At 65.6% G+C, this 16,198-nt stretch carries 15 protein-coding genes and 2 tRNA genes; 7 read left to right on the top strand and 10 right to left on the bottom strand.

Translation table 11 applies throughout. The features are described 5' to 3' along the window. Positions 1-63 precede the first annotated feature (63 nt). Complete coding sequence (gene hemH / locus ACNQFN_RS07990) at positions 64-1,113, top strand: ferrochelatase (protein ID WP_418648483.1); 1,050 nt, start codon at positions 64-66, stop codon at positions 1,111-1,113. Here hemH and ACNQFN_RS07985 read toward each other — a convergent pair whose 3' ends face one another. Then, the gene (locus ACNQFN_RS07985; protein ID WP_418648482.1) at positions 1,114-2,478 is read right to left on the bottom strand and encodes a protein kinase domain-containing protein; all 1,365 of its coding nucleotides are present in this window, start codon (positions 2,476-2,478) and stop codon (positions 1,114-1,116) included. Between the two features lie 188 nt (positions 2,479-2,666). On the opposite strand from ACNQFN_RS07985, the gene ACNQFN_RS07980 reads away from it, so the two are divergent. From ACNQFN_RS07980 to ubiG, 3 genes are all read left to right on the top strand, one after another. Next, positions 2,667-3,986, top strand: coding sequence for a TRZ/ATZ family hydrolase (locus ACNQFN_RS07980; protein WP_418648481.1), 1,320 nt, complete (start codon positions 2,667-2,669; stop codon positions 3,984-3,986). Between the two features lie 113 nt (positions 3,987-4,099). Further along, entirely contained in the window at positions 4,100-4,810 is a 711-nt protein-coding gene (locus ACNQFN_RS07975; RefSeq protein ID WP_418648480.1) for an OmpA family protein, read from the top strand. A gap of 152 nt (positions 4,811-4,962) precedes the next feature. Then, on the top strand, positions 4,963-5,664 hold the full coding sequence (ubiG, locus tag ACNQFN_RS07970) for a bifunctional 2-polyprenyl-6-hydroxyphenol methylase/3-demethylubiquinol 3-O-methyltransferase UbiG (RefSeq protein ID WP_418648479.1): 702 nt from the start codon (positions 4,963-4,965) through the stop codon (positions 5,662-5,664). A 28-nt stretch (positions 5,665-5,692) separates the two neighbouring features. Here the strand turns inward: ubiG and ACNQFN_RS07965 are convergent, their stop codons facing one another. The 6 genes from ACNQFN_RS07965 to ACNQFN_RS07940 all read right to left on the bottom strand — a co-directional run bounded on the left by ACNQFN_RS07965 (position 5,693) and on the right by ACNQFN_RS07940 (position 13,681). Further along, positions 5,693-6,703 (bottom strand): DUF475 domain-containing protein, encoded by a 1,011-nt coding sequence (locus ACNQFN_RS07965; RefSeq protein ID WP_418648478.1) that lies wholly within the window; start codon positions 6,701-6,703, stop codon positions 5,693-5,695. Between the two features lie 143 nt (positions 6,704-6,846). Further along, positions 6,847-8,022: a lytic murein transglycosylase gene (locus tag ACNQFN_RS07960; protein ID WP_418648897.1), complete on the bottom strand. Its 1,176-nt coding sequence runs from the start codon at positions 8,020-8,022 to the stop codon at positions 6,847-6,849. A gap of 101 nt (positions 8,023-8,123) precedes the next feature. Further along, positions 8,124-10,181: a M1 family metallopeptidase gene (locus ACNQFN_RS07955; protein ID WP_418648477.1), complete on the bottom strand. Its 2,058-nt coding sequence runs from the start codon at positions 10,179-10,181 to the stop codon at positions 8,124-8,126. Positions 10,182-10,186: 5 nt separating this feature from the next. After that, a complete protein-coding gene (locus tag ACNQFN_RS07950; RefSeq protein WP_418648476.1) occupies positions 10,187-11,464 on the bottom strand; it encodes a ChaN family lipoprotein in 1,278 nt (425 codons plus the stop codon). After that, on the bottom strand, positions 11,461-12,228 hold the full coding sequence (gene ugpQ / locus ACNQFN_RS07945; RefSeq protein ID WP_418648475.1) for a glycerophosphodiester phosphodiesterase: 768 nt from the start codon (positions 12,226-12,228) through the stop codon (positions 11,461-11,463). The genes ACNQFN_RS07950 and ugpQ overlap by 4 nt, the downstream gene beginning before the upstream one ends. A 31-nt stretch (positions 12,229-12,259) precedes the next feature. Next, positions 12,260-13,681, bottom strand: coding sequence for an NYN domain-containing protein (locus ACNQFN_RS07940; RefSeq protein WP_418648474.1), 1,422 nt, complete (start codon positions 13,679-13,681; stop codon positions 12,260-12,262). A gap of 145 nt (positions 13,682-13,826) precedes the next feature. Here ACNQFN_RS07940 and ACNQFN_RS07935 point away from each other — a divergent pair, with 145 nt between their 5' ends. Both ACNQFN_RS07935 and ACNQFN_RS07930 read left to right on the top strand, forming a co-directional pair. Further along, positions 13,827-14,354 carry a superoxide dismutase family protein gene (locus ACNQFN_RS07935; protein WP_418648473.1) on the top strand — a complete coding sequence of 176 codons (528 nt, stop codon included), beginning with the start codon at positions 13,827-13,829 and terminating at the stop codon, positions 14,352-14,354. Between the two features lie 4 nt (positions 14,355-14,358). Then, positions 14,359-14,889, top strand: a complete 531-nt coding sequence (locus ACNQFN_RS07930; RefSeq protein ID WP_068634845.1) for a hypothetical protein — start codon at positions 14,359-14,361, stop codon at positions 14,887-14,889. Between the two features lie 84 nt (positions 14,890-14,973). On the opposite strand, the gene ACNQFN_RS07925 is transcribed toward ACNQFN_RS07930, so the two are convergent. Further along, positions 14,974-15,050: transfer RNA gene (locus tag ACNQFN_RS07925), tRNA-Met, on the bottom strand. A 132-nt stretch (positions 15,051-15,182) separates the two neighbouring features. Further along, positions 15,183-15,258, bottom strand: a tRNA-Thr gene (locus ACNQFN_RS07920). 111 nt (positions 15,259-15,369) lie between these two features. Here ACNQFN_RS07920 and ACNQFN_RS07915 point away from each other — a divergent pair. Beyond that, the gene (locus tag ACNQFN_RS07915) at positions 15,370-15,531 is read left to right on the top strand and encodes a hypothetical protein (protein WP_157659067.1); all 162 of its coding nucleotides are present in this window, start codon (positions 15,370-15,372) and stop codon (positions 15,529-15,531) included. 31 nt (positions 15,532-15,562) lie between these two features. Here the strand turns inward: ACNQFN_RS07915 and ACNQFN_RS07910 are convergent, their stop codons facing one another. Next, on the bottom strand, positions 15,563-16,021 hold the full coding sequence (locus tag ACNQFN_RS07910) for a ProQ/FINO family protein (RefSeq protein ID WP_068634846.1): 459 nt from the start codon (positions 16,019-16,021) through the stop codon (positions 15,563-15,565). Between the last annotated feature and the right edge of the window lie 177 nt (positions 16,022-16,198).

Genomic DNA, 16,198 nt, shown 5'->3' with positions numbered 1-16,198 from the left:
ACACCGTTCCGGACCAGGCGGACTTCGGTTTCGCCCTGTCCGGCCCCACAAACAAGGACAAGCATGGCCCGCTACCGGCCCGAACCGCCCGCTTCACACGACGCCCCCGCCCGTACCGGCATCCTGCTCGTCAATCTCGGCACGCCCGATGCGCCCACGGCCGGCGCGCTGCGCCCCTACCTGAAGGAATTCCTGTCCGATCCACGCGTGGTCGAGATCCCCCGCGCCGTCTGGTGGCCCATCCTCAACGGCATCATCCTGAACATCCGCCCGGCCGCATCGGCAAAGAAATACGCCAGCATCTGGACCACAGACGGCTCGCCGCTGATGGTCCATACCGAACGCCAGGCCAGCCGGCTGCGCGACCACCTGGCCTCGGCCGGCCGCTCCGAGGTCGATGTCGATTTCGCCATGCGCTACGGCAAACCCTCGATCGCCGAGCGCCTGCGCGCGATGCAGGCGCGAGGCTGCATGCGCATCCTCGTCCTGCCGCTCTACCCGCAATATTCGGCCAGCACCACGGCAACGGTGGTCGACGCCGTCGGCCGCGCCCTGGCAAAGATGCGCAACCAGCCGGAAATCCGCTTCGTGCGCGACTTCCACTGCTTCCCGGGCTACATCGAGGCACTCGCTGCCAGCGTGCGCGAGCACTGGGCCGCGCACGGCGAACCGGATCGCCTGCTGATGAGCTTCCATGGCGTGCCCAAGCGCACGATCGAGCTTGGCGACCCTTATCACCACGAGTGCCAGACCACCGGCCGGCTGCTCGCCGAGGCGCTCGGCCTGCCGCCCGAACGGGCGATGGTCACCTTCCAGTCGCGCTTCGGCAAAGCCGAATGGCTGCAGCCCTACACCCAGCCCACGCTCGAAGCGCTCGCCACCCAGGGTGTCGGCCGCGTCGACGTTCTGTGCCCGGGATTCATCGCCGACTGCCTGGAGACACTGGAGGAAATCGCCATGGAATGCCGCGACGCCTTTCTCGGCCGCGGCGGCCAGCGCTTCCACTACATTCCCTGCCTCAACGAGCGACCGGACTGGATCGAGGCCCTGGCCGGGCTCGCCGTCGATCACCTGGGCAACTGGCTCGCCGGCCCTGCGCGGCAGGAAAGCTGATCAGGGTTCGAGCAACTGCAGGTCGAGTCCGCCGGTGGCGGTGAAATCGCCGCGCACCGCGGGCGGCCCGCCCGTGGACAGCAGCTTCGCAATCTGGGCGAGGCGGCGGACCATCACCGTGCCCAGCTCGCGGCGGAAGCACTCCAGCACCTCTTCGCTGGCCAGCGCCAGCGCCGAAGGGTTGATCTCGAGATAGCTCACGGGCGTCAGCGACACCGCCGACAGCATGTGCCGATGTTCGAGCTGGTCCAGCCAGGCCTGGGCGCCGAACACTTCGCCCGCCCCCAGCTCCATCACCCGCCGTCCTTCGACCGACAGCTCCACCGTGCCGTCGAGGACGATGCCGAAGCGCTGGTCGTTGTCGCCTTCCTTCACCAGCGACGTATGCTGCCCGACCTTGCGCCAGGACGAGATCCGCATCACTTCCCACAGCTCGACGTCCTCGAATTCGGTGAAGAACGCCAGCTTGCGGAGCTGCATGAAACGGCTGATGTCCGGCGGCACGTAATTCTCGTCGAGGATCTGGTAGCGCACCGCGGCGAGATCCTTGGCGAACTCCGCGCCATTGCGATAGCGCGAATAGAGATCCTTTTCCAGCGCCTTGCGGATCACCGCATCCATCTGCTCGGGCACGTCGGGGTTGAGCTGCGACACCTGCGGCGGATCGGCATTGATGATCTTGTAGACGAGCTGTGCCGGATTGCTCGCGCGGAAAGGCAACCGTCCGGTCAGCATGTGGAACAGCAGCACGCCCAGCGAATACAGGTCGGTCTTCTGGTTCAGCGGGTAGCCCTTGATCTGTTCCGGGCTCATGTAGGCCGGCGAGCCCACCCCCATGATGAAGGTCGAGTCGGTATCGACCCGCTTGCTGATGTTCATCGCCAGGCCGAAATCGGTGATCTTCACGTTGTCCTGGTCATCGACCAGGATGTTCGCCGGCTTGATGTCGCGATGCACGATGCCCTGGCGAAACGCGTGGTCCAGCGCCATGCAGCACTTGAAGACAATGCCGATCGTGCGATGGATCGGCAGCAGCTTCTCGAAGCTGCAGTAGCGTTCGAGGGATTCGCCGGGGAAATACTCCATCACCACGTAGGCCTCGGTGGGCTCGACCGAGGCATCGAAGATGCGGATGATGTGCGGATGGTTCAGGCGCGACGACACCGCCCGCTCGGCCTTGAGCAGCTTCAGCAGGCGGCGGTTCCATTTCGCCTCGTCCTTCGCCTTGTCGTCGAAACGCACGTGCTTCAATGCCACAGGCTGCGGATAGTCGGGGCTCTCGACGAGGTAAACGACTGCCGTCGCCCCGCGTCCGATCTCGCGCAGGATGCGATATTTGCCGATTGTCTCTGGGATACGACTCATAGTTGGGCGATGGCGAACCTGGACGGCGCGCCGCAAACCGTGACAGACGGCACGGATTGTGGCACGAACGGAAGAAGGCCGCGCAAATGGGCTCCGATCGGGCGCGATTGCGCTTGAATCGTGGCGGCGTCCAAGCGAGGATTGAATCCCTCTGCTGAATTTCAGCTCATTCCATTGGAGCGTGACACGTGAAACGACGGATCGATCTCCTGATCACTCCCCGCTGGGTCGTTCCGGTCGAACCGGCCGGTATCACGCTGGAGAACCACGCCGTCGCCGTCGACGCAGGCCTGATCCTCGCGGTGCTTCCACTCGACGAAGCGCGTCTGCGCTACGAAGCCGGCACGACGGTCGAACTGCCGCAGCATGTGCTGATCCCCGGCCTGGTCAACCTCCACGCCCACGCCGCGATGAACCTGATGCGGGGCATTGCCGACGACCTGCCCCTGATGCGCTGGCTGCAGGAAGCGATCTGGCCGGCCGAAAGCCGCCATGTCAGCGCCGCCTTCGTCCGCGACGGCACCCTGCTGGCCGCCGCCGAAATGCTCGGCGGCGGCATCACGACCTGCAACGACATGTACTTCTATCCCGATGCCGCGGCAGAAGCGTTTGCCACCGCCGGCATGCGCGCCGTGGTCGGCCTCACCGTACTCGAATTTCCGACCCCCTGGGCAAGCGATGCCGACGACTACCTGCGCAAGGGCCTCACCGTCCGCGACGCGTGGCGCGGGCATCCGGGCATCTCGTTCTCGCTCGCGCCCCACGCGCCCTATACGGTGTCCGATGCCACTTTCCAGCGGGTGCGGGCGCTGGCCGACGAACTGGACCTGCCCATTCATACCCACGTCCATGAAACCGTCACCGAAATCCGCGAGGCCATCGCCGAACACGGCATGCGCCCTCTCGCCCGCCTGGCGCGGCTGGGCGTGCTGGGCGAGAACCTGATCGCGGTGCACGCCGTGCATCTGGACGACACCGACATCGAGCTGCTGGCCCACCACGGCTGCAGCGTCGCCCACTGCCCGACCTCCAACATGAAGCTCGGCAGCGGCATTGCGCCGGCCACCCGCCTGCTGTCGGCCGGCATCCGCCTCGGCCTCGGCAGCGACGGTGCGGCCAGCAACAACCGTATCGACCTGTTTCAGGAAATGCGTCACGCCGCCCTGCTCGCCAAGGCGAGTACGCTCGACGCATCCGCGCTGCCCGCCCACACCGCGCTGCACATGGCCACGCTGGGTGGTGCCCGGGCGCTCGGGCTCGATGACAGAATCGGCTCGATCTCGCCGGGAAAATCCGCCGACCTGTGCGCAGTGGACCTCGGCGGCCCGTTCTCCCAGCCCTGCTTCGACCCCGTCTCCCATCTGGTTTATGTGGCTGGCCGCGAGCACGTCACGCATGTGTGGGTAAACGGCGAATCCCGCGTGGCTAAAGGTGTTTCGCTGTTGCAAATTAACGACAAAGAATTGCTCAGGATCGCATCGCTATGGCACACTAGGCTCGCTAATTGAACTGGATAGAGTGCTCAAACTCGACAGGAATCAGACACGAATTCGGCTTTTCAGCCGTTTTCACCTTTCGTTGCAGTGGTAATTCCGGCGACTCGCCCTTCAAAGAGGAAACCATGATCAAACAAACCAAGAAACAGATGCTCATGCTGGCCGCCATCGCGTCGATCGGCCTGTCCGCTCCCGGCGCCTTCGCGCAGGTCAAGGACGTCGTGGTCGATGGCAAGGGCGAGATTCCCTACGTCATCGATGCGCGCAACGTCGTCGCCCGCAGTGCCAACGGTCTGTGCTGGCGCACTGGCTACTGGTCGCCGGCCGCCGCCTCGACCGCCATGGCCGGCGAGTTCCCGGCTGGTTGCGAATGCGACAGCGACATCGTCGCCAAGGACAAGTGTGTCGCTCCGGTCGCCGCTGCCCCCGCCCCGGCTCCTGTTGCTCCGAAGCCCACCGCCGAAAAGGTCAAGCTGGCCGCCGACACCCTGTTCGACTTCGACAAGGCCACGCTGAAGCCGGAAGGCCGTGCCACCCTCGACGACCTGGCTGCCCAGGCCCAGCAACTGAAGCTGGAAGTCATCCTGGCCGTCGGCCACACCGACCGTCTGGGTTCGGACGCCTACAACCAGGCTCTGTCCGAGCGTCGCGCCGCCGCCGTCAAGACCTACCTGGTGTCGAAGGGCGTCGAAGCCAACCGCATCTACACCGAAGGCAAGGGCGAATCGCAGCCCGTCACCGGCAACAAGTGCGACAACATCCGCAACCGCAAGGCTCTGATCGAGTGCCTGCAGCCGGATCGCCGTGTGGACGTCGAAGTCATCGGCTCCAAGTAATCGCGGCGCCTGCCAATCGGATTTCCGATGCGCGAAAAGCCCTGCTTCGGCAGGGCTTTTTGTTTTGTGGCGCCTGTTTCCTGTAATCTGCCACTGGAATGTGCGGCCTTGCCGACGATACCGATCAACTCTGCAAGCTGTGACGAGAAATGATGAGCGCAATCAACGCCGACCCGAACGAAGTACAGAAGTTCAGCGAACTCGCCCACCGCTGGTGGGATCCGGCCTCCGAATTCAAACCCCTGCATGAAATCAATCCGCTGCGCCTGGACTGGATCGACGGCAAGGCCGGCCTGGCGGGCAAGACGGTGCTCGACGTCGGCTGCGGCGGCGGCATCCTGGCCGAAGGCATGGCCTCACTCGGCGCCAGGGTCACCGGTATCGATCTGTCGGAAAAGGCCCTCAGCGTCGCACGCCTGCATCTGTTCGAAAGCGGCCACAGCGTCGACTACCGCCTGATCAGCGCCGAAGCATTCGCCGAGGAGAGCCCTGGCCATTTCGACGTCGTGACCTGCATGGAGATGCTCGAGCACGTGCCGGACCCCGCCAGCACCATCGCCGCCTGCGCCCGCCTGGTGAAGCCCGGCGGCCACGTCTTCTTCTCCACGATCAATCGCAACCCGAAGGCCTACGCCCTGGCGATCATCGGCGCCGAATACGTGCTGAACATGCTGCCGCGCGGTACGCACGAGTACGAGAAGTTCATCAAACCCTCGGAACTCAGCCGCTACTGCCGCAATGCCGGCCTGGACACGGAGGAATTGACCGGCATGAGCTACAACCCGCTGACCAGGGTGTACTCGCTGGGTCGCGACACCGACGTGAATTACCTGATGCATACCCGGCGCGGCTGAAGCCGTGCCAGGCCACGGGCCGCCGCGCTCAGGCGGCGGCTCGCCGGCCGCGCAGGGAGCTGAGGAAGGCTGCGCCGATCAGTACTGCGCCGACCAGGCCGGTGATCACTTCCGGGATGTGGACATGGACGCCGATGAACATCACCGCAGCCAGCGCACCGATCGCCCAGAACGCCCCATGCTCCAGGAAGCGGTAGGCATTCAAGGTTTCGCGATAGACCAGCATCAGCGTGAATGAGCGCACGAACATCGCGCCCACGCCGAGACCTATCGCAATGATCGGCAGGCTGGTGGTCAGCGCAAAAGCACCGATCACGCCGTCGAAACTGAACGAAGCATCCAGCAGTTCCAGGTACATGAAGCCGGCGAAGCCGGTCTTCGCGGCGACCTTGCCGCCCTCCCCTTCCTCGCCACCGAGGATCGCGCCCAGGCCGTCGGCGACGATGTAGGTGATCAAGCCCCAGATGCCGGCGACGACGAACTCCACGCGCTTGGTATCGTTGTCCAGCCAGGCCGCGCTGCCGAGGATCGCCAGCAGGGTCAGCAGGATCTGTGCCGCCTCCAGCCGGCCCAGCTTGGTCAGCGGCGCCTCCACCACACTCAGCCAGTGCAGATCCTTGTTGCTGTCGACGAAGAACTTCAGGAACACCATCGACAGGAAGGCGCCGCCGAAAGCCGCGATCTCGTGATGCGCGGACAGCAGGATGCGCGCGTATTCGGCCTCGTCGAACAGCGCCAGCCGGATCACCTCCACCGGCCCCATGTGCGCCACGATGCCGACGATGGCCAGCGGAAACACGATGCGCATGCCGAACACCGCGATCAGGATGCCCCACAGCAGGAAGCGGCGGCGCCACTTCTCGTCCATGTGCTTGAGCACCGTGGCATTGACCACCGCGTTGTCGAAAGACAGCGAAGTCTCGAGGATCGCCAGCACGACGACGATGAAGGCGCCGGACCATCCCGCCAGCAGATAGCCGCCGGCAATGCCGAGAATGGTCACGATGAAGGACCATTTGAAATACCCGAGATCTTGCATGTCACGCCTGGAGAGAATGGAGACGGCCTGTAAGGGCGCCGGTAAGGACGGCCAACGAAGCCCGCCCGAGGGGGCGAATTCTAGCGAAAATCGGTGATATCTGTCGCAGGTTGGCCTGCACCGAGCCCTGCACGCGGACCGTATCAGTTCAGCGCTGCCTCGCGCAGCGCCTGCAGGATTCTCTGCCCGGCTCGCCCGTCCGTCTTCAAGCCGAGTTCGGCCTGCACCTGCTTCAGCGCCTCACGCGTGCGGGCGCCGATCATGCCGTCCGGCTCGCCGATGTCGTGGCCGCGCGCGATCAGCAGTCGCTGCACTTCCCGCCGCTCGGCGCGAGACAGCCCGGCATCGTCGGTCGGCCAGGGCGTGCGGAAGGCTTCTCCGCCGCGCAGGCGGTCCGCCAGGTGGGCAATCGCCAGCGCGTAGCTTTCGGCCGCGTTGTACGAGTAGAGCGCGTCGAAATTCCGCGTGACGAGGAATGCCGGCCCGCCGCTGCCCGCCGGCAGCAACAGCCCCGCGGGCGTGGAGCCGGCCGGCAAAGCGCCGCCATCGGTCAGCCTGATGCCGCGTGCGGCCCAGTCCGCCATCGGCTGCTTGTTGCGCCGCCCTGCAACCGAGATGTCGAAACGATCCGGCAGCACGACTTCGAAGCCCCACGGCAGATCGGCGCGCCAGCCTGCCCGCTTGAGGAAATTGGCCGTGGACGCCAGCGCGTCGGGCACGCTGTCGACCAGATCGCGGCGGCCATCACCATCGAAATCCACTGCCAACCGCATGAAGGTCGAGGGCATGAACTGCGTATGGCCGAACGCGCCGGCCCACGAGCCGGTCAGGCGTTCGGGCGCGGCATGGCCTTCCTGGATGATCTTGAGCGTGGTGAAGAATTCGCCGCGGAAGAAGGCCTGGCGCCGACCGAAGCAGGACAGCGTGGACAGCGAGGTCAGCAAGGGACGGCTGCCGAAATTGCGGCCGAAATTGCTTTCCACACCCCAGACCGCGACCACGGTGGCGGGATCGACGGCGTATTGCGCCTCGACGCGGGCAAGCACGTCAGCCCATTGGGCCAGCATTTCACGCCCGTCGGCGACGCGCTCGGCATCGACCAGACCGGCCATGTAGTCCCAGATCGGGGTCACGAATTCCGGCTGGGCGTCGAGAAAACCGACCACGGCCATGTCGGGCATCAATTCAGCGGTATGGCGATCGAACGTCTCCGGCGACACGCCTGCGGACGCAGCTTCGCCGCGCAACGTCTTCATGCAGCTGGAAAAACCCGCATCTGATGCGCCTGCAGGCAGCGCCAGGCCCGCCACGGCAAGCATCGCGAGCATGTGCCTGCATGCCCGGGAGAAACGGAGGGTTCGATGGGAGGCGTATCTGGTATTCATCCGCACGATTCTACGCTGCCTCCGCCGCAGGGCATTCATTGCCCGTCGACCGGCACCGCCCTGCCCGGCGCATCCCACACCCCGCGCTCCAGCACCCGGGCACCTTCGGCGATCACCCAGCTCTGCCCGCCATAGTGCGGCAGCGGCCGTTGCAGCGCCGCCAGTGCGCCGGCATCACGTGCCGACACGACAGCAAGTGCAGGGCCCGGAGAGGCCTGTACGGTCCATGCCACGGCACTGTGCTGCTGCTCGGCCAAGGCCGGCCGTGGCGGCAGGCCTGCGTCAGCCAGCAGGCGATCGACGGCCGCGTGCGTGCCGACCAGCAACACGGCATCAGCGCCTCCACGCAGAGCCTCCGGGCCGACAGCGCGCGCAGGACGTTCGAAGAAGCGCCTGGCCAGTCCCTTGCCTGCCTCCACCAACGCCGTATCGCCTTCGTCGGCGATGATCAGCCGGGGAGTCTCTGCCAGCATCCACTGGCGCAGGATGGGCGGCAGCTGTCCGTCGTCCGGCCTGCGCCAGACCCTCAATTCCGGATCCAGTCGCACCGTCTGCGGCGCCTGGTCCACCGCCAGCTCGAACGTCTGCCGCAGCTGCGACAGGCTCACCCAGCGCGTCTGCACCGCCTGGCCGTTCTCCAGTTGCAGGGGGAGATGGAGCACATGTGCGGGTCTGCTCTGCTGCAGCTCGACTTTCAACAGCCCGCCTTTTCCTTCCGCGCCGGCGATGAAGCGAGCCTGTTCGATGCTCACTCGCGCGCCGCCCGCAAGCCTCAGCCACTGCTGGAAGAAAGCGTCCAGATCGCGCCCCGAGGCCTGTTCGAAAGCCACCTTCAGGTCCGTCCAGCCGGCGATGCGGAAACGATTCTGCGCCCAGAAGCTGCGGATGCCGTGCGCGAATGCCTCCTCGCCGATCAGGTCACGCAGCATGACGAACACCATCGCCGCCTTGCCGTAGCCCACTGCCGCCGCGGCACCGTGGGTACGCGAACGAAACTCGGCCAGCGCCTGGTGGGCATCGGCAGGCAGGGCAGCGAAGTCACGCAACCAGCCCAGGCGCATCTCGCGTGCCGCTGCGGCCGATTGCTCTTCCTTGTAGGCATAGTCGGCCATGAAGGTGGTCAGGCCTTCCGACCAGTTGCCGCTGCGGTAATCGACCAGCACACCGTTGCCCCACCAGTTGTGCAATACCTCGTGGCCGAGCGAGGTGGCGCGGATGAAAGGCAGCCGCAGCACCTGCTCCCCCAGGTAGGTCAGCGTCGGCATGCCGAAGCCGGTCGGCAGCGGAGAGGCAACGACCGAGAACTCGGTGAACGGGTAAGCGCCGATGCTGCCGCTGTAGCGTTCGATGTAGCGCGCACTGTCGGTCAGATAGGCTTCGGCCAGGCCGGCTTCGGCATCGAGCGCCGCAGGAAAGTAAGTGCGCAGCCGCAGGCTTTCCCCGGCGCCGCGCGCCACGATGCGCTCGCGCACGATCCACGGCCCTGCCATCAGGTCGATGCCGTCCGTCACGTGAGAGAACTCGAAGCGTGCCCGGTAATGCCCCCCTTCGCCCTCCGGCACTTGCTCTGCCAGCAGCCGCCCGGGCACGACCACCCGCTGGCCGGCCGGAACGCGCACATCGATGCGATAGCCGAACACCTCGGCCGGACGCGGATACCAGGCGCCCCCTGCCGGCAAATAGCTGCCCGCCGCCGAGGCCATCGGCGGCATGCCTTGCAGCACGTCGCGATGGTCGAGTCCGGCATCGAGCGCCGGCAGGACGCCGCCATAGCGCAGACGCAGCACACCCTGCTCAGGCAGGCGTATGCGCCAGTTGCGTACCTCACCCCGCCTGCCAAGCGCTTCGACGCGCAGCGCCTGTCCATCCACCATGGCCGAATCGATGCCCAGGCTGGCATGCAGGGCAAAGCGGAAATCCCGCTGCTGCGGCCGCAGCGCTGCCTCGACCAGCAGCTCGCGGCTCGCCGGGTCGAGCTGGACCTCCAGTTCGATCGGCCATTCGGCAGCGGATACCGGGCGGGCAAGGACGACGGCAGCAAGCGCGACCAGGATCGGCGCACGCCAGCCCCATAAGCGCGCTGCACGAAACATCGGGATCAGCTCCCGGACGGGAAACGCACGATGAGCTCGAGCGTCTCGTCGGCGCGTATCAGCTTGATCGGCAACCAGGTTCCGGGAGGCTGGGCCCGAACCAGACTGGCCAAGGCTGCCGAGCGCTTCAGCGGCGCGCCGGCGGCCTCGACGATCACGTCACCGGCGCGCAGGCCGGTGCGCGCCGCCAGGCTGCCTTCGCTCACCTGGGCGATCCGCACACCCTTCTGGTGCTCTTCCAGGCTGACGCCCAGCCGAGGCGGCGGCACGGGCGAACGCGCGATCTCCTGAATCGCGAACACGGCATCGGCCAGGCCGGCCACGAGTTCCGTGCACGGCGTGGCCGCCGACATCGGCAACAGCAGGCCGACCTCCGCCACGCCGAGATCCTTCAATTGATGCGCCACGCCATGGCCGAAGCGCACATGCCCGCTGCCCATGATGCCGACCATCAGCGGCGGTGGCCCGTCGATGCGCGTTGCCGCACTGCGCGCCGCAGCCAACGCCTCGGCCATCGCGCGGTCCCAGACAAGCTGGGAATCGATGAAATTGCGGAAGGCCTCATCTTCGCGCGATGCCTTCTTGTCGTCGCCGGCACGCATTCGCGCATGCTGGAGATGCACGTCGAACAGAATGTCGACATAGGCAGCAGAAGGCGCCGCCGCACTGCCCACGCCGCCGCGCTCGGCATCCGGCACCCCGCTCCAGCCGGTTCTGGCAACCTTCCGGATCAGGCTCTGGTCGATGTTCAGGGCAAGCATCGGCACCTTGTTGAGGCGGGCAAAATGGAACAGCGGCAGATAAAGCTCGGCCGGCATGCTCCAGACTTCGATCCATTCGACCTGCTCGAGAAACTGCGATTCGGACAGTTCCCCCGCCACCCAGCGGTCGAGCACCGGCTGCACACGGCGCGGAAACATCTCGAAGCCGATCTGCAGGTCCGGACGGCGCGCATGCAGGGCTGCGAGGGTCTGCAACTGCCAGCGGTGATGATCCGCATCGTCGTGCTGCTCGCCGAGCAACACGACATCGCGCCCGGCCATCGCGTCGAGCACGGCTGAGGGCTCGGCCCCCGTTCGCGGTCCATCGCTGTCGACCACGGTCCAGCGCCCCGCTTCGAGGCAGATCGCCCTGCCGTCGGCAGCCAGGGGCGTGGCCGATGGCAGCAGGCAGGCCAGCGCCAGCAGAATGGAGGGAGCAATGCATGAATGGCGCATGAGGCAAGCCTTTGCAAAGAGGCAATGAGTGCGTAGAGCCTGCTTCCTACAGCGAGTTCCGGTCAAGCGGCGTGAATGCCGGGGCCGAAGCGGTCGACGCAGTCGGTGATCAGGCCCTGCAGACCGAGTCGTAGCAGGCGCCGGGCCTCGGCCTCGTCGTTGACGGTGTAGCTCAGCAAAGCCAGGCCTGCCGCACGAACCTGCTCCACGAACAGCGGCGTGATGTGCTCATGCCCCGCCACCAGCGCGACGCAGCCTTGCTCCTGCACAAGCCGCAGACAGTCGGGGAAGGGGCTGCTGACCAGCAGCGCGCGCGGCAGGGAAGGCGCGCCGGCACGAGCGCCTTGCAGCGCCTCGAGCCGGAACGAACTGAGCAAGGGCGGCAGTCTGCCACGCCACTCGCGCTCAAGCATGCGGGCGACGACACGCCCTGTTTCGTACTCGGTACCCGGTGCCGGCTTCAGTTCGACGTTCAAGGCGCAATCCTCGATCCGGCAGAAGCGGATCAGGGACTGCAGGCCGGGCAGCCGCTCGCCGCGGAACTGCGCCGAATGCCAGCCGCCGGCATCGAGCCGCGACAGCTCGTCCCAATCGAGCGCTGCCGCCGGCCCATGCCCATCCGTCGTGCGGTCGAGCGTGTCGTCATGGAGCAGAAACGGCGTGCCGTCGGCGCTCAGGCGGACGTCGCACTCGAACATCCGATAGCCGTGGGCATGACCCAGGCGAAAGGCCGCCAAAGTGTTTTCCGGCGCCAGCCGGCCCGCGCCGCGATGCGCGATCCAGCGTGGATAAGGCCAATGGGCAGCGTCGATGGCGGCGGTCGGGGGCACGGTCGGCACAGAATGCAGGGGATGCGGTCTCTCAGCCTTCGTCGCCCGTTTCGCTCGCCGCGGGCTTGCGGGTTCTGCGACGGGCGGCGGGTTTCCTGGCCGGCGGCGCAGCGTCGGCTTCGCTGTGCCCATGTGCGGCGGCGGGCGTGTCTGCCGGCTCCGGCAACGCAGCCTGCGGCTGGACAGCCTCGGTACCGACCTTCACCTCCTCCTCGGCCGAACGCCCTTCAGCCTTGCGTCCACGCGAGCCCGAACGGCCGCGGGCATTGCCCTGCTTCGCCGGGCGCCTCGCTGCCGGCTCATCCTCTGCGGGGGCGCCGTCGTCCTGAGCGGGTTCGGCAGGCCTGGCTGGCGCAGGTTCGGCCACCGGCAATTCAGTTGCCACTGCCGGCACGGCATCGGCCTGCACCGTATCCTCGACGGTCTTGGCCCGTCGCGCAGTCGAAGTCCGGCTCCGCCCCGTCTTGCCGGCAGTTGCGCTACGGCCGGTTTTCTCCGGCTTGTCCTTGCCTGCGACATCAGTTCCCTGCGCTTCAGCCACGGCAGCGGATTCAAGCTCGGTATCCGCATCCGTCACGAGGGCCGGGCCACCGCTCGACGGAGCGGCCTCCTCTGCTGTGCCGGTCTGTGCCACAGCGCTCGGCCGCTGGACATAGGCGCCCGATTTCTCGTCGCGCCCGACGACCAGCAGGCCGCGCGCCTGGGCCTCCTCGAGCAGATTGCCGAAAGCACGAAAGCCGAAATAGCTCTCGTTGAAATCCGGCTTGCGCCGCTTGATCGCCTCCTTGAGCATCGATGCCCAGATCTTGCCGCTGTCGCCACGCTCGGACATCAGCGCATCGAAAGTCTCCACCGCGATCTCGATCGCCTGGCCGCGACGGCTTTCCAGTTCCTCCCTGCGCCGTTTTTCCTCTTCAGGCGAACGCTTCGCCGACGGCTGCGCATCGCGCGTGTCGCGCCGTGCCGAGCGCTGGCCGTCACGCACCAGATCGTCGTAGAAGATGAATTCGTCGCAATTGGCGATGAGCAGATCGGACGTGGACTGTTTGACGCCGACACCGATCACCTGCTTGGCGTTCTCGCGCAGCTTGGACACCAGCGGAGAAAAGTCCGAATCGCCGCTGATGATGACGAAAGTGTCGACATGCGACTTGGTGTAGCACAGGTCCAGCGCATCGACGACGAGGCGAATGTCGGCCGAGTTCTTGCCCGACTGGCGCACATGCGGAATCTCGATCAGCTCGAAGTTGGCCTCGTGCATCGCCGACTTGAAGCTCTTGTAGCGATCCCAGTCGCAATAGGCCTTCTTCACCACGATGCTGCCTTTCAGCAGCAGGCGTTCGAGCACGCGCTTGATGTCGAACTTCTCGTAGTTCGCGTCCCGCACGCCAAGCGCCACGTTCTCGAAATCGCAAAAAAGCGCCATGCTGATACTGTCGGCGGTAGACGCCATGATCGTTTCTCCGTGGATGTTCGGCGCGATGTTACGGCCAAGCGCCAGGCTGCGCCAGCCATTGCAAGCCGAGGGTGCATGCCTTTGACACGTCCGGAATCGTGTCTATCATGACGCTTCACTCAACAACCGTGAGAGATTCGCCATGTCCTTCTCCCGCCTCGTCGTCGCATGCGCAATCGCCAGCGCAGCCACTGCCGCCACCGCGGCCGAGCAGGCCTCCGCCAGCATCATCAATCGTCAGGGGCAGACCGTGGGCACCGCAACACTGATCGAAGGGCCGCACGGCGTGCTGATCCATCTCACCGCCCAAGGCCTGCCTCCCGGGCCGAAAGGCATCCACATCCACAGCGTCGGCACCTGCGACGACCCCGATCAAGGCTTCGTGGCCTCCAAGGCCCACCTGAACCCGGACGGCAAGAAGCATGGCCTGATGAATCCGGAAGGTCCCGATGCCGGCGACCTGCCCAACATCTTCGTGCATGCCGACGGCACCGTCGAAGTGGAGCTCTACACCTCGCTCGCCAGCCTCGGCGGCCAGGGCGGGCGCGCGACGATTCTCGACGACGACGGCGCTGCACTGGTCATCCACGAAAACCGTGACGACCACGCCGCCCAACCCATCGGCGGCGCCGGTGCACGACTGTTCTGCGGCGTCATCAAGGCAGACTGATTCCGTGCGCTTTCCCGGCAGTGCCCTCGCAACGATCCTGCTGGCCGCACTGCCGGCTGCCTGCGGCTCACCCGCACAGGACCTGCAGCCGAGTGCCGACGGCGTGGGTCCGCTCACGCTCGGTGCAAATCTGGAAAAATCCGCCATGCAGGCGAGGCAGCTCGATCCGGGCGCGCTCCCCGTCGCCCCCGGCTGCGATGGCCGCGACGAGTTCGCCATGCGCATCCGTCCGCTGGACGCCACAGTCATGGCCATGGCCGATGCCGAAGGCCAGATCGAGGAAATCGTCGTTCAGCCCGGCTCGGGGCCCGGGCTGCGCACCACCAGCGGCGACGCCTGCTTTCGCCAGGCAGAGGCATTCGCCAGCAAGTTCAGCAACGAGCTTGGGCACCATGCCACAGGCAGTCAGATCCAGAAGGCAACCACGATCGAGCACACCCTGAACTTTCCAGGCGGCCAGCGCGTGCAGGCTCGGTGGTTTCGTGGCGGCGGAAACTGCGACTTCGCGCTGTACATCACTCGCGGCACGGGCTGATCACACCAGGGCCACCGAACACGCTTCCTCGCTGCAAAAGCAAGGCAGGCCGATCAGCTTTCGCTGTCGGCCTGCCTCTAGATTTGGTTGCGGGGGCAGGATTTGAACCTGCGACCTTCGGGTTATGAGCCCGACGAGCTGCCAGACTGCTCCACCCCGCGTCGGAGAAACAGAACTATAAACGGTCGATACGAAGAATGCAAGTTTTTCTTGTCGCAGGAACTCGTCTTGGCGCAATTCATCTGCGATTTCCGAACCAGCCGCGCGCGCATGACGTATCCAGTAGGTGTTCTTGGTGCCGGCAATAGGAATCGAACCCACGACCTTCTGATTACAAATCAGCTGCTCTACCAACTGAGCTATGCCGGCACTGGGGGCGGATTATAGCGCAAGCACACACATGCGGCTGCACGTCATGCTTGCATCGTCTCATGTATAGATATACAGTTAATCAACTGGACATCCATACAGGAGACGATCATGCCAGAAACGCTGCTCACTCGCCTGCTGCTCGCTGTCGGCCTGCTGGCCGGCCTGATGCTGGGAACCGGAAATGTCGCAGCGGGCATCGCACTTACCGTGCTTGCCGGCACCGCAACCTGGTTGATCCGCTCACAGAAGCTGTTCCGGCCACACTGCTGACCGTGAGACGCAAAATTCGGCAGCCGGGCTTTCAGCGGCCGAACTTGCTTACCAGTTGCTGCAGCTTCTCGGTGCGTCGTTTCTCCGCAGCCTCGGCCTCGCGCTTTTCCTTCTGCTGCCGGGCCACTGCGGCAAAGCGTTCCTTTAGCGTCGTCGATGCGTGCGTGCGCTGCTCTTCGGTCACCTCTCCGGCGGGCTGCCCATCGAGATCGAAACGCTGTTGCGAACGCTCGACAGCCTTCAGATAGCGGGTCGAAGCGGTGTACATCCGCAATGCGGCACGCAGGCTCTTGCGATCGATGTCGGGCATGCGCTCGACGATGCTGGCATCGATCCTGAGCGCCAAAGGTTTGCAATCGCGAAAAGCCGGAAACGCCTCTTGCAGGCGCTGCAGCAAGGCGCGCGGCTCGATTCGCTGCCGTGGCGCGGCATTGCTCTCTGTTGCAGGGGCAGGCACATTGGCCGCGATGCTGTCTTTTTCGGTGCTCATGAAGGACGAGGACTCTTGCAGGCTGGGCGCTGTCGGTGGGGCCCAAGGATGGTCAAGCTTCGCATTCTACCCGTCCCGGCCGACTCGAAACACGGCGCGCGCGCCGCCATGCGAACCGAACGATCCGTACCTTCGCCCCCCAGTCCACTTCGCGACTGCCCGAACGTGCGCCGTGCC

It is taken from the genome of Thauera butanivorans, from assembly GCF_048398245.1.
Taxonomy (GTDB): Bacteria; Pseudomonadota; Gammaproteobacteria; order Burkholderiales; family Rhodocyclaceae; genus Thauera; species Thauera butanivorans.
This window is presented reverse-complemented; position numbering and strand designations above follow the sequence as displayed.